Here is a 19,755-nt window from a genome sequence, read left to right as displayed (position 1 = left end):
CCTCGGCTCCTACCTGGTGACACGAACGTCGACCAGGGAGGAACCCGATGAAGAAGGCCGTGCTGACCACGACGATCCTGATGGGCACGCTGCTGTCCGGCGCCGGGGTGGCCGCCGCCGCACCGCCGTTCGCCGGCCCCACCGACATCGCGTCGCCGACCGCGACCCCGGAGCGGTGCGAGGTCCGGATCAGGTGCGACATCACGCTGCCGACGGTGGCGGAGCCGCCGACGGACATCGCGAGCCCGACCGCCGAGCCGACCACCCCCACCGACGTCGCGAGCCCCACCGCCACCCCGACCCGGCCCACGGACATCGCGACCCCGACGGGGAACCCGGACCCGACCGACCCGCCGGTCACCACGACCACCCGGCAGCCGCCGGTCGAGAAGCCGCAGGACCCGCCGTCGGGCGTGCCGACGCCGAACCGCATCGACACCGGCGCGGGGCCCGCTGACGAGGTGAACTGGGTCCTGCTGGTGATCCCCGCGCTCGTGCTGATCGGCCTCGCGGGCGCGGGCACGATGCTGGTGATCCGGCGGAGCGAGCGGCGGCCGTCATGAAGGTCGTGACGTGGGTGGCGGCCGTGGTGGTCGCGGTCGGTGCCATGGTCGCCGCCCTGGTCATCGTCGGCACCCAGCTGCGGGACGTGTCGGTGGCGGCGACCGACCCGGCCGCCACAACACCCCCGCCGCCCGCCGATCCCGGTGACCCGCTGCGGATCACGATCCCGGCGATCGACGTCGACGCGGCGCTGGTGCCGGTCGGTCTCAAGGACGACGGGGCCATGCAGACACCGGACTTCGGGCTCGCCGCGTGGTACTCGCCGGGGCCGCGTCCCGGTGAGCAGGGGCCCGCGGTCGTGGTGGCCCATGTGGACTCGAAGGCGAACGGGCCGGACGTGTTCTACCGGCTGCGTGAGCTCGCGGCGGGCGACGAGGTGGTCGTCCACTACCGCACCAGCGCGGTGACCTTCGTCGTCACCGGCAAGGAGCAGGCGCCGAAGACGGCACTGCCCGCGAACAAGATCTGGAACGGCGCGACCACGCCGGTCCTGCGGCTCATCACCTGCGGCGGCGCCTTCGACCGCGCCGCGCGCAGTTACCTCGACAACGTCATCGTCTACGCCGACCAGCTCGGCTGATGTGGGGAGACAAGCAATGATGGCAACCACCCGCACCCAGGTCCTGGTCCGCGCGACCGACCCGATCCTGCAGAACGGGGTGTCCGCGGCACTGCGCACCCGCCAGGAGGTCTGGCTGGCAGGCGACGACGCCGACCCGGCGACGACCGTCGCGCTCGTCGCCGCCGACCGGTTCGACGAGCCGGCCGCGGCGCTGCTGAGAGTCCTGCAGGGCCGCGGTTTCTCCCGGATCGTCCTGGTTTCCGGCGAGATGGCGGAGGCGGAGGTCCTGACCGCGGTCGAGGCGGGGGTGTGCGCGGTCGCCCGCCGCGCGGAGGCGACGCCGGAGATGTTGGTGCGCCTGGTGAAGGCGGCCGCGGCGGGTGAGGGCGCGCTGCCGCCGGACCTGCTCGGCAGGCTGCTGAACCGGGTGTCGCGGCTGCAGCGGCACGTGCTGGAGCCGCGTGGTCTGCAGCTGGCAGGCATCACGAACCGGGAGGGCGAGGTGCTGCGGCTGGTGGCGTCGGGCCTGTCGACGCAGGAGATCGCGGAGAAGCTGTGCTACTCGCAGCGGACCGTGAAGAGCATCATCCACGACGTGACGAACCGGTTCCAGCTCAAGAACCGGGCGCACGCGGTGGCGTACGCGCTGAAAGAGGGTCTCATCTAGCGACGGACGGTCACGCTCGGTGTGACGAAACGGCCTGCGCGGGCTTTCTGCGCAGGTCAGGGCGATGCGGGGGATACCCGGCGGTAACCGGGCGCCACGCGGGTACAACTGTCGTGCGGGATGGCAGTAACCTGCTGCAAGCGTGGGCATTGCCCCACGCGGGGTTTTCGGGGCAAGATCACCGGGTCTCCCGAGGTTGGGATGTGAAGGAATCCGTGCGCGATCAGACGGTGCAGGTGGACGACCTGAAGCTCGTCGCGCTGCCGAGCGCCGTGAACTGCGCAGACCTCTTCGTGCGGTTCACGCTCACCGAGTGGCGGGTCGAGTCGATAGTGCCCGACGTCCGGCGTACGGCGGAGGCACTGGTCAAGGCCGTCGTGGGCGACGCGAAGCCCACCTCGACGCCGACCATGCTGCTGTTCCGCCTCCGCCTGTCGGGCACCTCGCTGGCGGTCGAGATCGAGGACGACCGCACCTCGCCCGAGCTGCGCGTGCCGAGAACCCTCGCGGGCCCGAACAGCGGCGTGCAGCTGCTGTCGACGGGCAAGCAGTTGCTGTGGTGTGAGGTGCCGCTCCCGAAGGGCATGGACGCGACGGTCGTCCCCCTTCCCCGGCGCGGCACCACGCGCGCCGCGGCCGCCGCCGCACCGCCGCCCGCCGAGATCGCGGCCGCCGACGACCTGTCGCCCGACGTCATGGAACGCATCCTGAAGGGCCTGCGCCGCGGCGAGTCCGACGGCCCGATGCGCATCTGAGCTGGCCCGTCAGTCCGGCTCGGAGTCGTTGCGCGGCAAGGGGCACAGCGACGGGAACACCGACGCGATGTCGGCCAGCCAGCCTTCCGGAGCGGGTGCGCCGGGGCCGATGGCGCGCATGGCGGCCAGCACGGTCAGCAGCATGCCGGTGCCGAGGAACCGGGTGATCTCCGCCGGCTCGGCGCCGGTCAGCTCGCGGATCGTGTCGTGGATGCGGCCGAACCTGGCGCGCACGACCGCGGCGATGTCCTCGTCGGCGCTGGCCGCGAAGCCGTGCAGCAGCATGCCGAGCAGTTCGCGCTGTGCCAGCAAGGTGTCGTAGGCGTCCCCGAGCCCCGCGAGGTCGTCCGCGCCCGAGTCGCGGAACGCGCTCTCGATCCGGCCGCACGCGTGCTCGACCGCCGCCAGGAACAGGCGCTGCTTCGAGCGGAACAGCCGGATCACGTACGGCTGCGACACCCCGGCCAGCCGGGCCACGTCGTCGGTGGACGTGCCCGCGTAGCCACCCGAGGAGAACGCGGTCACGGCGGCGCTCACGATCTGCTCGGTGCGCTCGCTCGCGGACAACCTGGTCTTCGACACGTTGACATGTTATCAGTCGATTACTACCTTGTTAGTTATCAGTCGATAACAACCAAGGGGGACGCATGACGCTCACCGAGGAACGGGTCACCCACGCCAGACCGATGGCCGCCGTCCTGGCCGCCGTCAGCATCCCGATGTTCATGGTCACGCTGGACAACCTCGTCGTGACCACGGCACTGCCGGTCATCAAGACGTCCCTGGGCGCCTCGCTCACCGACCTGCAGTGGTTCGTCAACGCCTACACGCTCTCCTTCGCCGCCCTGCTCCTCACCGCGGCCGCGCTCGGCGACCGCATCGGCAGGCGGCGGCTGTTCCTCGCGGGCATCACCCTGTTCACCGCCGCGTCGGCGGCCTGCGCGCTCGCGACCGAACCGTGGCAGCTCACCGCTGCGCGCGCGGTCCAGGGCGCGGCGGGCGCTGCCGTCATGCCGCTGTCCCTCACGCTGCTCGCCGCCGCGGTCCCGGCCGGCGCCCGGAACGCGGCCGTCGGCATCTGGGGCGGCATCTCCGGGCTCGGCGTCGCGGTCGGTCCCGTCGTCGGCGGGGCCGTCGCGGAGGGGCTGCACTGGACGTGGATCTTCTGGCTCAACGTCCCCGTCGGGCTGGTCGCGCTGCCGTTCGCGGCCGCGGTGCTGCGCGAGTCCCACGGCGGGGCGCGCAGGCTCGACCCCGTCGGCCTCGTGCTGTCGTCCGGGGCGATGCTGGCCCTGGTCTGGGGCATCACGCACGCGTCCGACCACGGGTGGACGTCGACCGGGGTGCTGGCCGCGCTCGTCGGCGGCGCGGTGCTGCTCGGCGCGTTCGTCGCGTGGGAGCGCCGGGCGGTCGCGCCCATGCTGCCGTTGCGGCTCTTCCGCTCCCGCGGGTTCAGCGCGGTCAACGGGGTCGCGTTGCTGTTCAGCGCCGGCGTGTTCGGCGCGGTGTTCCTGCTCGCCCAGTTCCTCCAGGTGGTGCAGGGCATGGACCCGCTGGAGGCCGGGCTGCGCACGCTGCCGTGGACGATGGCTCCGATGGTCGTCGCGCCGCTCGCCGGGCTCGTGCTCGTCGGCCGGTTCGGTGCGCGGGCGTTGATCGTCACCGGACAGGTCTTCCTCGCGGTGGCGCTGGCCTGGCTCGCGGCCGTCAGCACCACCGACGTCGGCTACGGGCAGCTGGTCGTCCCGTTCGTCCTGGCCGGGGTCGGCATGGGCCTGGAGTTCGCGCCCATGAGCACGGTCGCGCTCGAGACCGTGGGCGCCGGCGAGCACGGCGTGGCGTCCGGTGTGCTCAACACGATCCGCGAACTCGGCGTCGCGGTCGGCGTCGCGGTGCTCGCGTCGGTGTTCGCGGCGCACGGTGGTTACGGGAGCCCAACGGACTTCGTCGCCGGTGCACGACCCGCGGTGTGGGTCGGCGTGGCGCTGGTCGCGGCGGGCGGTTTGGTCGCCCTGCTGCTGCCGAAGCGCACTAGGGTGACCGTGTGAGCATGCTTGCCGGGCGGCTGAACCCGAGTGCCGGAACGTTCGAGATGAAGCAGGTCCCGGTACCGGAACCGGGGCCTGGGCAGGTGCGGATCCGCGTCCGCGCCGCCGGGGTGTGCCTCTCGGACGTGCACCTCATCGACGGCAGCCTGCCCCCGGCCTTCCTCACCGAACCGGAAGTGACGCTGGGGCACGAAGTCGCCGGCGAGATCGACGTCGTGGGGCCGGACGTGCCGGACCAGTGGCGGCCGGGCACCCGGGTGACGCTCGCGGCGGGCGAGCGGTGCGGGCAGTGTCCACAGTGCACCCGTTTCCGCGAGCCGTGCCTCGCCGTGCGCACCCGGGGCGTCGACTACGACGGCGGCTGGGCCGAGTACGCCATCGCCACCCACCACACGCTGGTCGCGATCCCGGACTCGCTTTCCTTCGAGCAGGCCGCGATCGTGCCGGACGCCGTGTCGACCCCGTGGGGCGCGGTCGCGGGCGCCGGACGTGCCGAACCAGGCCGTCCGGCCGGTGTCTGGGGCATCGGCGGACTTGGCGCGCACGCCGTGCAGCTGCTGCGCATGCTCGGCGCGGCACCGATCGTCGCGGCCGACCCGCTCGAATCGGCGCGCGCACGGGCGCTGGAGTTCGGCGCGGACTTCGCGTTCGACCCGACCGAGCCGGACTTCGGCGACCGCGTGCTGGCGGCCACCGGCGGCGCCGGCCTCGACGTCGCCTACGACATGGCCGGGGTCGGCGCGGTGCGGTCGCAGGCGCTGCGGTGCCTGGCACGCGGCGGACGGCTGGTACTCGTCGGCCTCACCCCGGAGCCGCTCACCATGAGGAACAGCGTCGCGCTGAGCACGCGCGGGCTGAAGGTCATCGGCCACTACGGCTCCGCCCCCGGCGACGTCGAAAAGCTTGTCGACCTGATCCGCTACGGCCGCCTCGACCTGTCGAAGTCCATCAGCGGCACGCTGCCGCTCGCCGAGGCGCCCGAGGCCGTGCGTGCGCTCACCGACAAGACAGGCAACCCGATCCGGCTCATCCTGGTGCCATGAGCTTCACGGCACACACCGGCGACCTGTTCGGTTTCGAGGAGCAACTGTCCGATGAGGAGCGGGAGATCGTCCTGCGCGTGCGGGAGTTCCTGCAGGCCGAGGTCGCGCCCATCGCCACCGAGTACTGGGCACGCGCCGAGTTCCCGTTCCAGGTCATCGACGGGTTCCGCGCCCTGGACACCGCGGGGCTGATGTACGACGGGATGGCCGCGCACCGCGGCACCCGCCTGCTCACGGGGTTCATCGCGCTGGAGATCGGGCGCGTCGACCCGTCCATGAACACCTTCTACGGCGTCCACACCGGACTGGCCATGGGCAGCGTCAACCGCTGCGGCTCGCCGGAGCAACGCGAGCGGTGGCTGCCCGCCATGGCACGCATGGAGAAGATCGGCGCGTTCGCGCTGACCGAGCCGCACGGCGGGTCCGATGTGGCCGGTGGCCTGGAGACCACGGCCCACCGCGACGGCGACCACTGGGTGCTGAACGGCGCGAAGCGGTGGATCGGCAACGCCACGTTCGCCGACCTGGTGATCGTGTGGGCCCGTGACGAGGCCGACGACCAGGTCAAGGGTTTCGTCGTGGAGAAGGGCACCCCCGGCTTCACGGCGACCAAGATCGAGGGCAAGGTCGCGCTGCGGACCGTGCAGAACGCGGACATCACGCTCACCGACTGCGTCGTGCAGGAGGAGAACCGCCTACAGCGCGCGAACTCCTTCCGCGACACGAGCGACGTGCTGCGCCAGACCCGTGGCGGCGTCGCGTGGGGCGCGGTCGGCTGCATGATGGGCGCCTACGAGGCCGCGCTGCGGTACGCGGGCGAACGCGTCCAGTTCGGTCGGCCGATCGCGGGTTTCCAGCTGGTGCAGGACCACCTGGCGACCATGCTCGGCAACGTGACGTCGTCGCTCGCGATGGTCGTGGGCCTCGCCGGGCTGCAGGACCGCGGGATCAACAAGGACGAACACGCCGCGCTGGCGAAGTCGGTCGTGTCCACGCGCATGCGCGAGACGGTCGCGCTCGCGCGGGAAGTGCTGGGCGGCAACGGGATCCTGCTGGCGAACGACGTCGCCCGGTTCATGGCCGACGCGGAGGCGCTGTACTCCTACGAGGGCACGCGGGAGATCAACCAGCTCATCGTCGGCCGCGCGGTCACGGGGTTGAGCGCGTTCGTTCGCTGACCGCGACGCGGCGCGCCAGCTCCACGCGGGACCGCACCCCGAGCGCGGTGAAGATGTTGCGCAGGTGGTGGTCCACGGTGCGGTGGCTGATCACGAGCCTGCGCGCGATCTCCTTGTTCGTCTCCCCCGCCGCCACGAGCCGGGTGATCGCCGCCTGCTGCGGGGTCAGCCCGGCGAGCGACTGGTGCGGCGCCGCGACGGTCTCGCCCGTGGCCCGCAACCCGGCACGCGCCCGCTCGACGTACCGGCCAGCGCCCGCCTTCTCGAAGCCGCGCAGGGCGTCGCGGAACTGGTCACGGGCGTCCCGGGTGCGGCGGTGCCGCCGCAGGAGCGTTGCGTAATGCAACTGTGTGCGCGCCAGCTCCATGCCGCTGCCCGCGCGGCGGTGGCACTCGATGGCCTGGCGGAAGTGCCGTTCCGCCTCGTCGGTGTCCGGCGTGGTCAGTGCGTGGCAGCGGTGGGAGAGCGCGGTCCAGGAGGGGCTGCCGCCCGCGCGGGTCCACCGGTCGAAGATGCCGAGCGCTTCCCTGGCCCGGCCTGCCCGTTCGACGAGGACGGCCGCCTCCACCAGCTGGGGCGTGGCGAGCACGCGGATGGCGGGCTGGTCCCCCGCCACCCCGGCGGCGAGGTCCTCGAGCCGCCCGAGCGCGTCGTCAGGACGGTCCTCGGCGAGGTCCAGGCACGCCTGTGCCCAGGCGGCCACCGCGGCGGGCCTGCCGAGGCCGCGTTCGGCGATGCCGTCGGCCGCCTCGTCCAGTTCCGGTGCCCGGTCGCCGAGGAGCGCGGCGGCGAGCCCGAGCAGCGTGAGGTGCTCCATGCGCAGGTTGTGCGGTGCGTGCAGCCCGTCGCGGGACGCGGCCCTGGCGCAGGGCAGCCGGTCGAGCGCGATCGCGGACAGGGAGAGGTAGACGAGCGCCCACGACAGCTCGGTGTGCCGCTTCTGCAGCCGTGCCCGGCCGACCGCCGCGGCCGCGCACTCGTGGGCCAGCTCGGCGTCGCCGCGGGCGAAGGCGGCCTCGGCGGCCCAGACCGCGCCCGCGACGTCGGTGGCGGCCATGCCGCGCCGCACGGCCTCGTCGAGCGGTGCCGCCGCGTCCTCGTGCCGCCCGGCGAACATCGCGGTGAAGCCGAGGAAGTGCGCCTCGACGAGTGCGTCCTTCGTGGACAGCCCCCGGGCGAGCCTGCGGTAACCGTGCAGGTCGCCGCCCAGCCTGCGTGCCTCGCCCGCCATCAGCAGCGCGGGTGCGGGGTCGGGCAGCAGCTCCGCGGCGGTGGTCAGCTCGTGGGTGGCGACGGCCGGGTCACCGTCGCGCAGCTCGATCTCCCCGTGCCGCAACGCGACCTCGCCGGGCCGGGAGTCCACACGCGACAACAGCAGGCGGGCCCACCCCGGCCTGCCCGCCTGCCACGCCGCGTCGACCGCCGCCAGCAGCCGGGTGGCCCGCAACGCCGGGTCGGCCGTCAACGCCGCCGCCCGCTCCAGCTGGCGGGCCGCGGTCGCGTGATCGGCGGCGGGAGCGGCGGCCAGCTCGTCGGCGAGCGAGGCGGACTCGGTCGCGGCCGCCATCGCACGGTGCCACGTCCGGTCCGGTCCCTCCAGCACGGACGCGAGGTGCGCGTGTGCCGCCCTGCGGTCCGCGACCGAGGCAGCCGCGTACCAGGTGGACCGGGTCGCCTTGCTCATGTCCGCGGGTGCCTCCGCGGCGTTCGCCAGCAGCCGGACGCGGTCGGCCTCCGACAGTTCCGCCAGGTGCGCCGCGTACCGGGACAGCCGTGACATCAGCACCGGCGACACGGGCTCACGGCCCGCGGCCTGGGCCGGGGTCAGCGACTCCGCCAGCGCCACCAGGTCCGCCGGGTTGCCGCCGCCCAGCTCGACCAGCTGGGGCCGCACGCCGGCCGGGACACCGCGGTCCCGCAGCAAGGCGTCCGCCGCGTCGTCGGTCAGCGGGGGCAGCTCCACCGACTCGAACAGCTCGGAGGCGTCCCGCGACGCCAGCACGACAGCGACCGGGTGCCCGGAGAGCCGCCGCGCCGCGTACGCCAGCGCGGCGAGGGACTCCTCGTCGAGCCACTGCGCGTCGTCCACCCAGCACAGCGTCGGCATGGACACCGTGGTGAGGAGGCGGTGGACCGCGGCGCCGTCGGGCAGCGCGGCACCGAACATCCGCTGCAGCGCGGCGAGCGGCAGCGCGCGCTCGGCCCGCAGGCCCCGCACCCCGAGGACGCGCACGCCGGTGGCGGCACGCAGGGCGGCCAGCAACGCCGACTTGCCCAGCCCTTCCGCGCCGCGCACCAGCACGGCGCCGCCGGCCACCGACCGCAGCCCGCCGAGCACGGCATCCCTGCCACGCAGCGGGTAGCCGGTCACGACAACCGGCCGCGCAGTTCGCGTTTGAGCACCTTCCCCGCCGCCGAGACCGGGATCTGGTCGACGAACACCACGTCGCGCACCCGCTTGTACGCCACGACCTGCTCGTTCACCGCCGACATCAGCGACTCCGCGGACACCGCGTCGCCCGCGGGCACCACGAACGCGACCGGCAGCTCACCCACCGCGGGGTCCGGCTTGCCGACCACGGCCGCCGCGAGGACCCCGGGCTGCGCCGCCAGGATCTCCTCCAGCTCACGCGGGTACACGTTGTAACCCTTGTACAGCAGCATGTCCTTCATGCGGTCGACAATGGACAGGTAACCGTCCTCGTCGAACACGCCGACGTCACCGGTGTGCAACCAGCCGTCCCTGATCACCTCGGCCGTCGCGTCGGGACGGTTGTGGTACCCGGCCATCACCTGCGGGCCCTTGATGCACACCTCGCCGCGCTCACCCGTCGGCACCTCGGCGCCGTCGGAGTCGAGGATCCGCACCCGCGTGTCGAAGATCGGCACGCCGACCGTGCCCACCTTCCGCACACCGGACCGGTGGACGGGTCCGAGCACGGCGCCCATGGTCACCTCGGTCAGGCCGTAGCCCTCGGTCACCACGGCGTCCGGTGCGAGCGCACGCATCCGGTTGATCATCTCCAGCGGCATGGGCGCCGCGCCGGACGAGATCGTCTTCACGGTCGTCAGGTCCGTCGTCTCGATCGCCGGGTGGTTCAGCAGCGCGGCGAACAACGCGGGCGCGCCGCCGATCGACGTGATCTTCAGCCGTTCCGCGTCCGCCAGGTACGCGCCGGGGTCGAGCCGGTCGTGCAGGACGGTCGTGAAACCCATCAGCAGCAACGCGTTCAGGCCCGCGATGGTGCCCATGGCGTGGAACCACGGCGTCAGGTTGATCGCGACCGACTGGCCGAGCCGCGTCGGGTACTCGTCGTCCGAGCCGACCTGGTCGAGCACCACGCCGCCGTCGCCGTCGAGCGCGGGCAGCGAGCCGGTCATCCAGCACGCGTACTGCAGCGTGTTGATCACGACGTTGCGGTGCGGCAGGCGCACGCCCTTCGACTCGCCGGTCGTGCCGCCGGTGTAGGCGAGGTGCGCGAGGTTCTCGTCCAGGTCCAGGTCGACCCGCGGCGGCGTCGTCGGCTGGCCCGCGCACAACCCGGGCACGTCCGCGGCGGTCAGCACCACGTCGGCGCCCGCGTCCGCGATCTGCCTCGCGGCGGCCGCCTCCGGCAGCAGCGGGTTCACCGGCACGAACACCGCGCCCGCGAGCAGCGTGCCGTAGTAGGCGACGGGGTACTCCAGGCAGTTCGGCATCCGCAGCGCCACCCGGTCGCCGGGCTGCACGCCGCGGCCGATCAGCCCGTGCGCCGCCTGCGCCGCCCGCTCACCGAGGTCGCGGTAGGTCAGTGACTCGGCGCCGCGGGAGAAGGCGACCTTGTCGCCGTAGCGGCGAACCGCGCCGAGCAGGATCGCACCGGCCGGAACTTCGGGATATACCAGTGATCCCGGCAGTCCGGGTGGCCAGCTGACGTCCGTCCGGACCGGCATCGGCGCCTCCTCGAAGTCGTGTTCGATGAAACACCAAGCGCGAGTGTTTCACAAGGGGGTGGTCGGCACCCGGCCCTCCACGAGCGCCGCGAGCAGGGTCGACGCGGCGTCGAGGTCGGGCGCGCGGGAGGCGAGGACGTCGGAGTACAGGAACGCCTCGCCGAGCCGGACGATGGCGTAGCAGAGGCTTTCGAGGCTCACGGCGGGCACGAACCCGCCGTCGTCGACGTCGCGGCGCAGCAGTTCGATGTGCGCGGCCATCACCCTCGGCTGGACCCGCCCGTGCGGGTCGGTGAGCACCCGGATCGCGACGGTCGGCTCGTCGTCCAGGAACCGCCGGAAGCCCTTGTTGCCAGCGATGGCCGAGCGGTAGTCCCGCATGACGGCGAGGCAGCGCAGCTCGCCGGACGCGTTGCGCACCGCGGCGCCCTCGGCCCGTTCCCACTTGCGCACCGCGGCCGCCATGGTGCGGTCGGCGAGGTAGAAGAGCGCGTCGCCGAGCAGTTCCTCGCGGTTGCCGACGCGGCGGAACAGCGTGCTGCGGGAGATGCCCAGCTCGTGGGCGAACGTGCGGGTGTCCAGGCGGATGCCGCGATCGATCCAGTGCGCGGCGGCACGGACGATCTCGTCGGCGGAGGGGCTCACGGTCGCCGATCGTACGTCCGGGGAGGTCGCGCCGGTCGTGTCACCGCCACGGACCGGTGATTGCACCGATGCGGCAACCGGCGTCCGTTTGCCACAGTCGGTCACCGACCGTGTTCAACGGCGAACGGAGAGGGCACATGCGGAGAACCACACGGATCCTGTGTGGACTGTCGGCGGTCGCGGCACTCGCGATGGCACCGACGGCCCAGGCGGCGGACAACCCCTACGAGCGGGGCCCGGACCCGACGGAGAGCAGCATCGAGGCACTGCGCGGCCCGTTCGCGGTGTCGCAGACGACGGTGTCGAGTCTCGTGTCGGGTTTCGGTGGCGGCACCATCTACTACCCGACCACCACCTCGGCGGGCACGTTCGGCGCGCTCGCCATCTCGCCCGGCTTCACCGCGACCCAGTCGAGCATCGCGTGGCTGGGCCCGCGGCTCGCGTCGCAGGGCTTCGTGGTCATCACGATCGACACCAACTCGATCTACGACCAGCCCGAAAGCCGCGGTGACCAGCTCCTGGCGGCCCTGTCGTACCTGACGAACAGCAGCTCGGTCCGCTCGCGCATCGACGCGTCCCGCCTCGCGGTGGCAGGCCACTCCATGGGCGGCGGCGGTTCCCTGGAGGCGGCGCAGGACCGGCCAACCCTGCAGGCGGCCATTCCGCTCGCGCCGTGGAACACGCAGAAGACGTGGTCCACCCTGCAAGTCCCGACCTTCATCATCGGCGGCGAGAGCGACTCGGTCGCGCCCGTGGCGACGCACTCGATCCCGTTCTACAACTCCATCCCGTCCTCGGCGGAGAAGGCGTACATGGAACTCGACGGGGCGAGCCACTTCTTCCCGAACACGTCGAACACCACGGTGGCGAAGTACATGATCTCGTGGCTCAAGCGGTTCGTGGACAACGACACCCGCTACGAGCAGTTCCTCTGCCCGGCCCCGAACGACTCGAGCATCGAGGAGTACCGCGACACCTGCCCGCACGCGGGCTGACCCCCGACTGAAGGGCCCCTTCGGCACGATCACGTGGCGAAGGGGCCCTTCGCCACGTCCGGGGTGATGAAGGACCCCTTCATCACTTGGGGAATCCACCCCGCGACAAGGGCGGCGAAGCCGCCCCGCGCCGACAGGCACCAAGCCCGGCCGAGCGAAGGGCGGCGAAAGCCGTCCGGCGCCGAAGGCGCTAAAGCCCACGCGAGTGAAGGGGGCGAAGCCGTCCGGCGCCGAAGGCGCCAAGACCCGCCCGGTGGCGAGGGCGCCAAAGCCCATCCGAACGAAGGGCGGCGAAGCCGTCCGGCGCCGAAGGCGCTAAAGCCCACGCGAGTGGAGGGAGCGAAGCCGCCCGGTGCCGAAGGCGCCAAGACCCGCCCGGCGCCGAAGGCGCAACACCTATCCCGTGGAGAAGCCGAACCTGCGGGCTACCCCGGTATTGGTTCGGTGGTGGCGGCGGGCAGAGAGGCGGGCAGGCGTCAGCCTGCCCGTAAGGGCCTGTCTTAGGGTGGCGGAGGCTCGCGGGTCAAGGGTTGCGCAGCAATCCGGCGAAGCCGGACGCCGAAGGCGCCCTTGACGCGTGAGTGCGCCACCCGCACAATCCGCCGCCACCACCGAACACCACAGAACGGCAAACCCCGGGACCTACCCAAGCCGCACCGCAAACACACCCCGAACCCAAGGAACCCCGCAAACAATCCCCAGGCGGGCCAAGATCAACCCCGGCCTCCGGCCCCCCGACATCCAGCCTAGGGCAGACCACCGACAAGATCAGCCGCCAAGGCCCGAGTTGTCCACAGGCAACGGCCTCCGGCCCCCGAACTCCAGCCTAGAGCAGACCACCGACAAACCCAGGCGAACCATCCACAGGCATCATCGCCGCCCGGCGTACCGGCGTCCGGTGGCCAGCAACCCCAACGTCAGCTCGAACTTGTCGTGCGCGTCGGCGAGATCCCGCCCGGTGATGGACTCGATCTGCTTCATCCGGTAGATGACGGTGTTCCGATGGCAGTACAACGCCTGCGCGGCGTGCGTGGGCGACCCGTCGTGAGCCAGCAAAGCGGCCAGGGTCTCCAGCAACGTGTCCGCCAGCTGCGGCGGCTGCCCCAGAATCGGCCCGACGGTCGACGCCACCAGCACCGGCACCACCTCCGGGCTCCCGGCGAGCAGCACCTCGGGCAACCGGTCGGCGAGCGTCACCAACCGGTGCTCCCCCCGCGGCAACGACTCCGCGGCCCGGGACGCGAGCTGGTAGGCGGTGGCGAACCCGGCGAGCCCGTCAGCGCAGGACGCCACCCCGACGCGGCCGGCGACGCACGGCGACAGCTGGTCACACACGTCCCGCACGGTCAGCCCACCGCGTGACACCAACCCGAAGTAGTTCCCACCGCGCACGTGCCAGTGCGACACGATGCCGGCGCGTTCGAGGCGGTCCTCGGGCGCCCGCAGCGGCTCGTCGAGGGGATCGGAGAACGGCGCGACCACGCACATGATCGAGTCGTCGGCCCCGAGGCTCAGCTCCTCCCTGGCCTCCCGCGCGAACTCGGGGTCGGCCCCGCGGCCCTCGACGAGCCCGTCGAGAAAGCTCTGCTGCCGCTGCAGGTCGCGCCGCTGCAGCCGGGTCGTCTCCCGCCGGTAGGACTCGACGAGGATCGCGTTCTGCACGTCGAGCGCCGCCCACAGCTTCTGCCCGGCGTACAGCAGCAGGTGCTCCCCGATCTCCACCTCGCGGTCCCAGCCCTGCCGCAGCAGCGCCTCCCACAGCGTCCTGGTGCCGAGCGTGTACGCCGACAGCACGCGGTCCATCGGCACGCCCTGCCGCGCACGCAGCCGCCCGGTCTCCCGCCACACGTCGATCGCGCGCTGGTCGGGGTCGGGGACGCCGGCCATGGTCTGGATGCCGCGGCGGATGTGCTCGCGGGTGCTCGCGCGCAGGTCGGCCTGGCGGTCCGGACGCTGCTCCGACCAGTACGGATCGCGTTCGATGAGGGTCAGCGTGATGTCGTCGGCGATGGCGTCTGCCTGGCCGAGCAGCGAGGCCCAAGCCCGCTCGATCTCCCGCTCCATGGCGGGCTCGAGCGTCGGCACCCTGGCGGCTTCCATGTCGGCAGCGTTGCACGCGAGTGCACAGAAGGACCAGTCCGAACGCCCAGTTTGGGTCCGCTCGCACCACCGATTTTGGGCATCGTGCCCATGTTCTCGATCGTGCGGTGCGACCAAAGTTCTACCCACGTTGAACCCCAGCGTTGGGAGCCGTGCGTGGCAGAGACCTTCGAGATGTCCGGCGTTTCGGTGACGTTCGGCGGGCTCGTCGCGCTGTCCGACGTGTCACTCTCCGTCGCGCCAGGGCAGGTCCTCGGCGTCATCGGCCCGAACGGCGCGGGGAAGACCACGCTGTTCAACGTCGCGTGCGGGTTCGTCCGGCCGGACAGCGGCACGCTCACGTGGCGCGGCACCGAGCTCAAGCGCCTGCGCCCCCACCAGCTGGCGGGCCTGGGCATCGCACGCAGCCTGCAGGAGCTGGGCCTGTTCAGCCGGATGACCGTGCTGGACAACGTGCTCGTCGGCGCGGACCGGCACGCGCGGACCGGGTTCTGGCCGTCGCTGCTGGGCCTCCCCCGCCGCGCGCGGGACGAGAAGGCGCTGACCGAGCGGGCGATGGCCGTGCTCGAGGAGTTCGACATCGCCGACGTCGCCGGGCGCTACCCGGGCAGCCTGCCCTACCCGGTGCGCAAGCGGGTCGCGCTGGCCAGGGCGCTGGTCGCCGAACCGGACCTGCTGCTGCTCGACGAACCCGCGGGCGGGCTGTCGTCGGCGGAGATCACGGAGATCGGCGAGCTGGTGCGCGGGCTGACCGGCCGGATGTCGGTGATGCTGGTGGAACACCACATGGACCTGGTGATGAGCGTGTGCGACCACATCGTGGTGCTGGACTTCGGGAAGGTGATCGCGCGCGGCGCGCCGGACGAGGTCCGTGCGGACCCGGCGGTGCAGGCGGCCTACCTCGGCGAGGACGTGGTGACCGGTGCTGACCGTCGATGACCTGTCCGCCGGCTACGGGCCGGTCCGCGCGCTCGACGGCGTGAGCCTCACGGCGGCCGAGGGTGAGATCACCGCGGTGCTCGGGGCGAACGGCGCGGGCAAGACGACGCTGCTGCGCACCATCTCCGGGCTTGTCCGGGCGCGGTCCGGGACCGTGTCGCTGGCCGGCCGCCCGATCACCGGTGTGTCCACTGAGGATCTGCCCGGGCTCGGGCTGGCGCACGTGCCGGAGGGCAGGGGCGTGCTGGCCGAGCTGACCGTCGAGGAGAACCTGCGGCTGGGCGCGCTGGGCGCACGCAGGCGGACCGGCGCGGCCGATCTCGCACGGATCTACGAGCTGTTCCCCGTGCTCGAGGAACGCCGCAACGGGCTCGCGCACGTGCTGTCCGGCGGCGAACGCCAGATGCTGGTGATCGGCCGCGCGCTGCTGTCCCGGCCGAAGGTGCTGCTGCTCGACGAGCCGTCGCTCGGCCTCGCGCCGCGGATCGTGGTGCAGATCTTCGAACTGCTGCGCGGGCTCGTGCGCGACGACGGGCTGACCGTCGTGCTCGTCGAGCAGAACGCGCGGAGCGCTTTGTCCATCGCGGACCACGGCGTCGTGCTCAACCTCGGCGAGGTGGTGGCCGTCGAGGACGCCGCGACCCTCGCCGAGGACGACGCCCTCCGTCACGCCTACCTCGGATTCTGACAGGGGGCCTCGTGCAGCAACTGCTGACCACCGTCCTCACGGGCCTGACGCTCGGCGTGGTGTACGCCGCGTTCGCGCTGGCGCTCGTGCTGATCTGGCGCGCGACGCGGATCGTGAACTTCGCGCAGGCGCCGATGGCGATGATCACCACGTACGTGGCGCTGGTGCTCATCGACGCCGGCTACTCGTACTGGCTGGGCTTCGCGGTCGCCCTGCTGTCCGGCCTCGTGCTCGGCGCGGTGGTGGAACGGTTCGTGGTCCGGTTCGTGTCCGGCAAGTCCGAGATCAACGCGGTGATCCTGACGCTCGGGTTGTTCATCGTGCTGCACGCGCTGGCGGCCATCGTGTTCGGCTCGCGGTACCGGTCGTTCCCGGCGCCGTTCGGGCTGCGCGGCTTCCAGATCGGCGACACCACGATCGCGCTGACCGGGTTCGGGGTGTTCACCATCCTCGCGGTCGGCGCGGTCATGGTCGGGCTGGTGCTGCTGTTCCGCGGCACCGACCTGGGGCTGCGGATGCGGGCGTCGGCGTTCAACCAGGAGGTGTCCCGGCTGCTCGGCGTGAAGGTCGGGCGGATGCTGACCCTCGGGTGGGCGCTCGCCGCGCTCGTGGGCTCGCTGTCCGGGCTGCTGATCGCGGGCGGCGGGCTGGTCCACCCGTCCTACATGGACGGTGTGGTGGTGTACGGGTTCGTCGCGGCGGTGCTCGGCGGGCTGGACAGCCCGGTCGGCGCCGTGGTCGGCGGGGTCCTGCTGGGCCTGTCGCTGAGCCTGGTCAGCGGCTACGTCGGGGCGGAGCTGGTGCCGCTCGCCGCGCTGGTGATCCTGATGGCCGTGCTGCTGCTCAAACCGGGCGGGCTGTTCGCGAGCGTCCGTGAGCGGAGGGTCTGACCATGGTCCGCAGGCACCTGTTGCTCGCGCTCGGCGCGCTCGTCGTCATCGTGCTCGTGCTGGAGAACACCAGCCAGTTCCGCAACGCGCAGTTCGCCGCGATGGCGTACTACGCGATCGCGGCGGCCGGCCTGACCGTCCTCACCGGACTCAACGGCCAGTTGTCGCTCGGGCACGGCGCGCTGATGGCGGTCGGCGCGTACGCCACCGCGCTGATGCTCCAGTCACGGGAGGCAACGCTGCCGCTGCCGGTGGTCCTGCTGCTGTCGGTGGTGATCACGCTGGTGGTCGGGGCGGTCGTCGGGGTCGCCGCGGCCCGGCTGCACGGCCCGTACCTGGCGGGGGCCACGCTCGCGCTCGCGGTGGCGGTACCGGGGATCCCGGTGTACTTCGGCGAGTGGCTCGGCGGCGACCAGGGGCTGAACGTGCGGATGCCGGAGATCCCGGGCTGGCTCGCGGACGCCGCGTACTTCGTCACCGGGCAGGACCTCACGCCCATCAGGTACCTCGCCTACGTCGGCTGGCTCGCGGTGGTCGTGGTGTTCGTGCTGCTCGCGAACCTCGCGCGCAGCCGGGTCGGGCGCCAGTGGCAGGCCGTGCGGGACGACGAGGTGGCGGCCGAGCTGGCCGGCATCGACCTCGGCCGCGCGCGGGTGCTGGCGTTCGTGGTGAGCGCGGGGTGTGCGGGGCTCGCGGGTGGGCTGATGGCGTTGTCGGCGCGGCTGGCGGCGCCGAGCGGGTTCACGTTGACGTTGTCGCTGCTGCTGTTGTCGGCGGTGGTGCTCGGGGGGTTGGGGAGTCTTGTCGGGGCGCTGGTCGGGGCGGCGCTGCTGACGTTCCTGCCGCAGGTGGTGACCCAGGCCGGCACGGGCCTCGGTCTCTCCGACGTGCAGGCCGCGCAGCTGGCGCCGTTGATCTACGGCCTGGTCACCGTCCTGGTCGTGCTGCTCGCACCCGCAGGCCTCGCCGGCGGGTTGCGGAAACTCATCCACTGGAGGCGAAGTTCATGAAGCGCTGGTACACGGGTACGGCGTTACTCCTCGCCGTCGCGGTCACGGCGGCCGCGTGCGGGGCGGGCGGCCGGCCCGAGAGCGAGGAGAAGGGCTCGACCGTCGGCATCACCGACACCACCATCAAGATCGGCGCGCACTTCCCGCTGACCGGCGTCGCGGCGCCGGGGTACAGCGAGATCCCGAGCGGGCACAAGGCGTACTACGACTACGTGAACGCGAACGGCGGCGTCAACGGCCGCAAGATCGAGTTCGTCGTCAAGGACGACGCCTACAACCCGACGAACACCAGCCAGGTGACCAACGAGCTGGTGCTGAACGACGAGATCTTCGCGATGGTGGGCGGTCTCGGCACGCCGACCCACAGCGCCGTCGTGGACTACCTCAACGACGCCAAGGTCCCGGACCTGTTCGTGTCGTCGGGGTCGCTGCAGTGGGGCGACTGGCCGAAGGAGAAGCCGTTCACCTTCGGCTGGCAGCCCGACTACGAGATCGAGGGCAAGATCATCGGCGATTGGGTCGCGAAGAACATGCCCGACGCGAAGGTGGGCCTGTTCCTGCAGGACGACGACTTCGGCCGGGACGGCGAGAAGGGCGCCCGCAGGTACCTGGACAAGCAGATCGTGGCGGTCGCCAAGTACACGCCGGGCAACACCGACGTCGCGCCGCAGATGGCGCAGCTGCAGGCGGCGGGCGTGGACGTGGTGCTCGGCTTCAACGTCCCGTCCTACACCGCGCTGAGCCAGCTGGTGTCGCTGCGGCTGAACTTCAAGCCGACGTGGTTCTACAGCAACGTCGGCTCGGACCCGGCCCTCGTGGGTTCCCTGCTGGCGCGGTTCTCGGAGGGCAAGGTGACCGACGGCGCGTCCATGCTGAACGGCGTCATGAGCACCGAGTACCTGCCGGGCGTGGACTCGCCGGACGACCCGTGGATGAAGCTGTGGCAGAAGGTGTGGGACGAGCACGGCGCCGACGGTGAGCTGACGAACTACCGCGTGTACGGCATGTCGCAGGCGTACACGTTCGTGCAGGCACTGCAGGCCGCGGGCCCGAACCCGACCAGGGAGGGCATCGTCGAGGCGATCGAGAAGTCCGGCAAGGACTTCGCGGGGCCGGGCCTGGCCCCGTTCCGCTACACCGGGGAGAGCCACCTCGGCATCTCGGGCATGGCGGTGGTCGAGATCCAGGACGGCATCGGCAAGGACCTCACCCCGGTGCTGGTGACCGACCTCGGTGACAGCCCGATCAAGGAGGACGACTCGGCCGCGGGTGACGCCCCGCCGTCGAACGGCATCCCGGACGTCAAACCCGCGGAGTAGCGCGCGAGATCCCGGCCGGCGGCGTGGCGACCCACGCCGCCGGCCGCTTTGCGTTGGCTGGCAAGGTGGACCGGCGTGCACCCGATCGGGTTCAGTCCCGTGAGGACGGACACAACGCAATACGACACCCGCACGTCAGGTCGCGCACCAGCGGTGAAATACCTCTTGTACGGACAGTTCAGAACACGAAACGACCGGACACGCGGACGTCAGCTCCGCCCACGCAGCGCACAACGGTGCGCGTGGAAGCCAAGGCACGCAACGCATTCGCCGCTCCGCGGTGCGCTTGACCGCGTTCACCCACGTACTTTAATGTGCGTCGTGATCACCACAGCACGTAAAGTAATCGTCGAAACATTCCCGCCCAAGTGATGAAACGCGATCACGATGGGTGTCGTTCGCCCACCGGACGGCGGCTC

General features: G+C 71.9%; 18 protein-coding genes. 13 read left to right on the top strand and 5 right to left on the bottom strand.

All coding sequences use genetic code 11. From position 1 onward, the window contains the following. Positions 1-47: 47 nt before the first annotated feature. The 4 genes from ACYQ77_RS42715 (at position 48) to ACYQ77_RS42700 (ending at position 2,548) form a co-directional block, all read left to right on the top strand. Positions 48-563 carry a hypothetical protein gene (locus ACYQ77_RS42715; protein WP_459723027.1) on the top strand — a complete coding sequence of 172 codons (516 nt, stop codon included), beginning with the start codon at positions 48-50 and terminating at the stop codon, positions 561-563. Continuing rightward, positions 560-1,144 carry a sortase domain-containing protein gene (locus tag ACYQ77_RS42710; RefSeq protein WP_459723024.1) on the top strand — a complete coding sequence of 195 codons (585 nt, stop codon included), beginning with the start codon at positions 560-562 and terminating at the stop codon, positions 1,142-1,144. Before ACYQ77_RS42715 ends, ACYQ77_RS42710 begins: the two co-directional genes overlap by 4 nt. 16 nt (positions 1,145-1,160) lie before the next feature. Next, positions 1,161-1,793, top strand: coding sequence for a response regulator transcription factor (locus ACYQ77_RS42705; protein WP_459723023.1), 633 nt, complete (start codon positions 1,161-1,163; stop codon positions 1,791-1,793). A 215-nt stretch (positions 1,794-2,008) separates the two neighbouring features. After that, a complete protein-coding gene (locus ACYQ77_RS42700; RefSeq protein ID WP_459723021.1) occupies positions 2,009-2,548 on the top strand; it encodes an ATP-binding protein in 540 nt (179 codons plus the stop codon). A 9-nt stretch (positions 2,549-2,557) separates the two neighbouring features. On the opposite strand, the gene ACYQ77_RS42695 is transcribed toward ACYQ77_RS42700, so the two are convergent. Beyond that, a complete protein-coding gene (locus ACYQ77_RS42695; protein WP_459723019.1) occupies positions 2,558-3,130 on the bottom strand; it encodes a TetR/AcrR family transcriptional regulator in 573 nt (190 codons plus the stop codon). A 65-nt stretch (positions 3,131-3,195) separates the two neighbouring features. Between ACYQ77_RS42695 and ACYQ77_RS42690 the strand changes: the two genes are divergently transcribed. The 3 genes from ACYQ77_RS42690 to ACYQ77_RS42680 are packed head-to-tail and all read left to right on the top strand — an operon-like array spanning position 3,196 to position 6,817. Further along, on the top strand, positions 3,196-4,596 hold the full coding sequence (locus ACYQ77_RS42690) for a DHA2 family efflux MFS transporter permease subunit (RefSeq protein ID WP_459723018.1): 1,401 nt from the start codon (positions 3,196-3,198) through the stop codon (positions 4,594-4,596). 2 nt (positions 4,597-4,598) lie between these two features. Continuing rightward, the gene (locus ACYQ77_RS42685) at positions 4,599-5,639 is read left to right on the top strand and encodes a zinc-binding dehydrogenase (protein WP_459723073.1); all 1,041 of its coding nucleotides are present in this window, start codon (positions 4,599-4,601) and stop codon (positions 5,637-5,639) included. Then, positions 5,636-6,817: an acyl-CoA dehydrogenase family protein gene (locus ACYQ77_RS42680; protein WP_459723015.1), complete on the top strand. Its 1,182-nt coding sequence runs from the start codon at positions 5,636-5,638 to the stop codon at positions 6,815-6,817. Before ACYQ77_RS42685 ends, ACYQ77_RS42680 begins: the two co-directional genes overlap by 4 nt. Here the strand turns inward: ACYQ77_RS42680 and ACYQ77_RS42675 are convergent. Genes ACYQ77_RS42675 through ACYQ77_RS42665 form a run of 3 tightly spaced genes read right to left on the bottom strand, consistent with a single transcriptional unit; the run spans position 6,789 to position 11,395 of the window. Continuing rightward, positions 6,789-9,188, bottom strand: a complete 2,400-nt coding sequence (locus ACYQ77_RS42675) for a helix-turn-helix transcriptional regulator (RefSeq protein WP_459723014.1) — start codon at positions 9,186-9,188, stop codon at positions 6,789-6,791. The two genes, ACYQ77_RS42680 and ACYQ77_RS42675, sit on opposite strands and share 29 nt — an antisense overlap. Beyond that, complete coding sequence (locus ACYQ77_RS42670) at positions 9,185-10,750, bottom strand: class I adenylate-forming enzyme family protein (RefSeq protein ID WP_459723011.1); 1,566 nt, start codon at positions 10,748-10,750, stop codon at positions 9,185-9,187. Before ACYQ77_RS42670 ends, ACYQ77_RS42675 begins: the two co-directional genes overlap by 4 nt. Positions 10,751-10,798: 48 nt before the next feature. Further along, a complete protein-coding gene (locus tag ACYQ77_RS42665) occupies positions 10,799-11,395 on the bottom strand; it encodes a QsdR family transcriptional regulator (protein WP_459723009.1) in 597 nt (198 codons plus the stop codon). 137 nt (positions 11,396-11,532) lie between these two features. Between ACYQ77_RS42665 and ACYQ77_RS42660 the strand changes: the two genes are divergently transcribed. Then, on the top strand, positions 11,533-12,390 hold the full coding sequence (locus ACYQ77_RS42660) for an alpha/beta hydrolase family protein (RefSeq protein ID WP_459723007.1): 858 nt from the start codon (positions 11,533-11,535) through the stop codon (positions 12,388-12,390). A gap of 870 nt (positions 12,391-13,260) precedes the next feature. Here the strand turns inward: ACYQ77_RS42660 and ACYQ77_RS42655 are convergent. Next, a complete protein-coding gene (locus tag ACYQ77_RS42655; protein ID WP_459723004.1) occupies positions 13,261-14,490 on the bottom strand; it encodes a PucR family transcriptional regulator in 1,230 nt (409 codons plus the stop codon). Positions 14,491-14,664: 174 nt separating this feature from the next. Between ACYQ77_RS42655 and ACYQ77_RS42650 the strand changes: the two genes are divergently transcribed. The 5 genes from ACYQ77_RS42650 to ACYQ77_RS42630 are packed head-to-tail and all read left to right on the top strand — an operon-like array spanning position 14,665 to position 19,336. Further along, complete coding sequence (locus tag ACYQ77_RS42650) at positions 14,665-15,429, top strand: ABC transporter ATP-binding protein (protein ID WP_459723072.1); 765 nt, start codon at positions 14,665-14,667, stop codon at positions 15,427-15,429. Further along, on the top strand, positions 15,413-16,117 hold the full coding sequence (locus tag ACYQ77_RS42645) for an ABC transporter ATP-binding protein (RefSeq protein WP_459723003.1): 705 nt from the start codon (positions 15,413-15,415) through the stop codon (positions 16,115-16,117). The genes ACYQ77_RS42650 and ACYQ77_RS42645 overlap by 17 nt, the downstream gene beginning before the upstream one ends. A gap of 11 nt (positions 16,118-16,128) precedes the next feature. Next, positions 16,129-17,007 carry a branched-chain amino acid ABC transporter permease gene (locus tag ACYQ77_RS42640; protein WP_459723001.1) on the top strand — a complete coding sequence of 293 codons (879 nt, stop codon included), beginning with the start codon at positions 16,129-16,131 and terminating at the stop codon, positions 17,005-17,007. 2 nt (positions 17,008-17,009) lie between these two features. Then, positions 17,010-18,017: a branched-chain amino acid ABC transporter permease gene (locus tag ACYQ77_RS42635; protein ID WP_459722999.1), complete on the top strand. Its 1,008-nt coding sequence runs from the start codon at positions 17,010-17,012 to the stop codon at positions 18,015-18,017. After that, the gene (locus ACYQ77_RS42630; RefSeq protein ID WP_459722998.1) at positions 18,014-19,336 is read left to right on the top strand and encodes an ABC transporter substrate-binding protein; all 1,323 of its coding nucleotides are present in this window, start codon (positions 18,014-18,016) and stop codon (positions 19,334-19,336) included. Before ACYQ77_RS42635 ends, ACYQ77_RS42630 begins: the two co-directional genes overlap by 4 nt. Positions 19,337-19,755 lie beyond the last annotated feature (419 nt).

The sequence above is a fragment of the Actinophytocola sp. KF-1 genome (assembly GCF_054661535.1).
The sequence above is the reverse complement of the archived record's forward strand: the minus strand, read 5'-3'. Positions and strand labels throughout refer to the sequence as shown.

Coding starts and splice junctions, on each gene's coding strand:
- ACYQ77_RS42715 (WP_459723027.1), top strand. CDS start 48: ATGAAGAAGGCCGTGCTGACCACGACGATCCTGATGGGCACGCTGCTG.
- ACYQ77_RS42710 (WP_459723024.1), top strand. CDS start 560: ATGAAGGTCGTGACGTGGGTGGCGGCCGTGGTGGTCGCGGTCGGTGCC.
- ACYQ77_RS42705 (WP_459723023.1), top strand. CDS start 1,161: ATGATGGCAACCACCCGCACCCAGGTCCTGGTCCGCGCGACCGACCCG.
- ACYQ77_RS42690 (WP_459723018.1), top strand. CDS start 3,196: ATGACGCTCACCGAGGAACGGGTCACCCACGCCAGACCGATGGCCGCC.
- ACYQ77_RS42685 (WP_459723073.1), top strand. CDS start 4,599: ATGCTTGCCGGGCGGCTGAACCCGAGTGCCGGAACGTTCGAGATGAAG.
- ACYQ77_RS42680 (WP_459723015.1), top strand. CDS start 5,636: ATGAGCTTCACGGCACACACCGGCGACCTGTTCGGTTTCGAGGAGCAA.
- ACYQ77_RS42670 (WP_459723011.1), bottom strand. CDS start 10,750: ATGCCGGTCCGGACGGACGTCAGCTGGCCACCCGGACTGCCGGGATCA.
- ACYQ77_RS42660 (WP_459723007.1), top strand. CDS start 11,533: ATGCGGAGAACCACACGGATCCTGTGTGGACTGTCGGCGGTCGCGGCA.
- ACYQ77_RS42655 (WP_459723004.1), bottom strand. CDS start 14,490: ATGGAAGCCGCCAGGGTGCCGACGCTCGAGCCCGCCATGGAGCGGGAG.
- ACYQ77_RS42650 (WP_459723072.1), top strand. CDS start 14,665: ATGTCCGGCGTTTCGGTGACGTTCGGCGGGCTCGTCGCGCTGTCCGAC.
- ACYQ77_RS42635 (WP_459722999.1), top strand. CDS start 17,010: ATGGTCCGCAGGCACCTGTTGCTCGCGCTCGGCGCGCTCGTCGTCATC.
- ACYQ77_RS42630 (WP_459722998.1), top strand. CDS start 18,014: ATGAAGCGCTGGTACACGGGTACGGCGTTACTCCTCGCCGTCGCGGTC.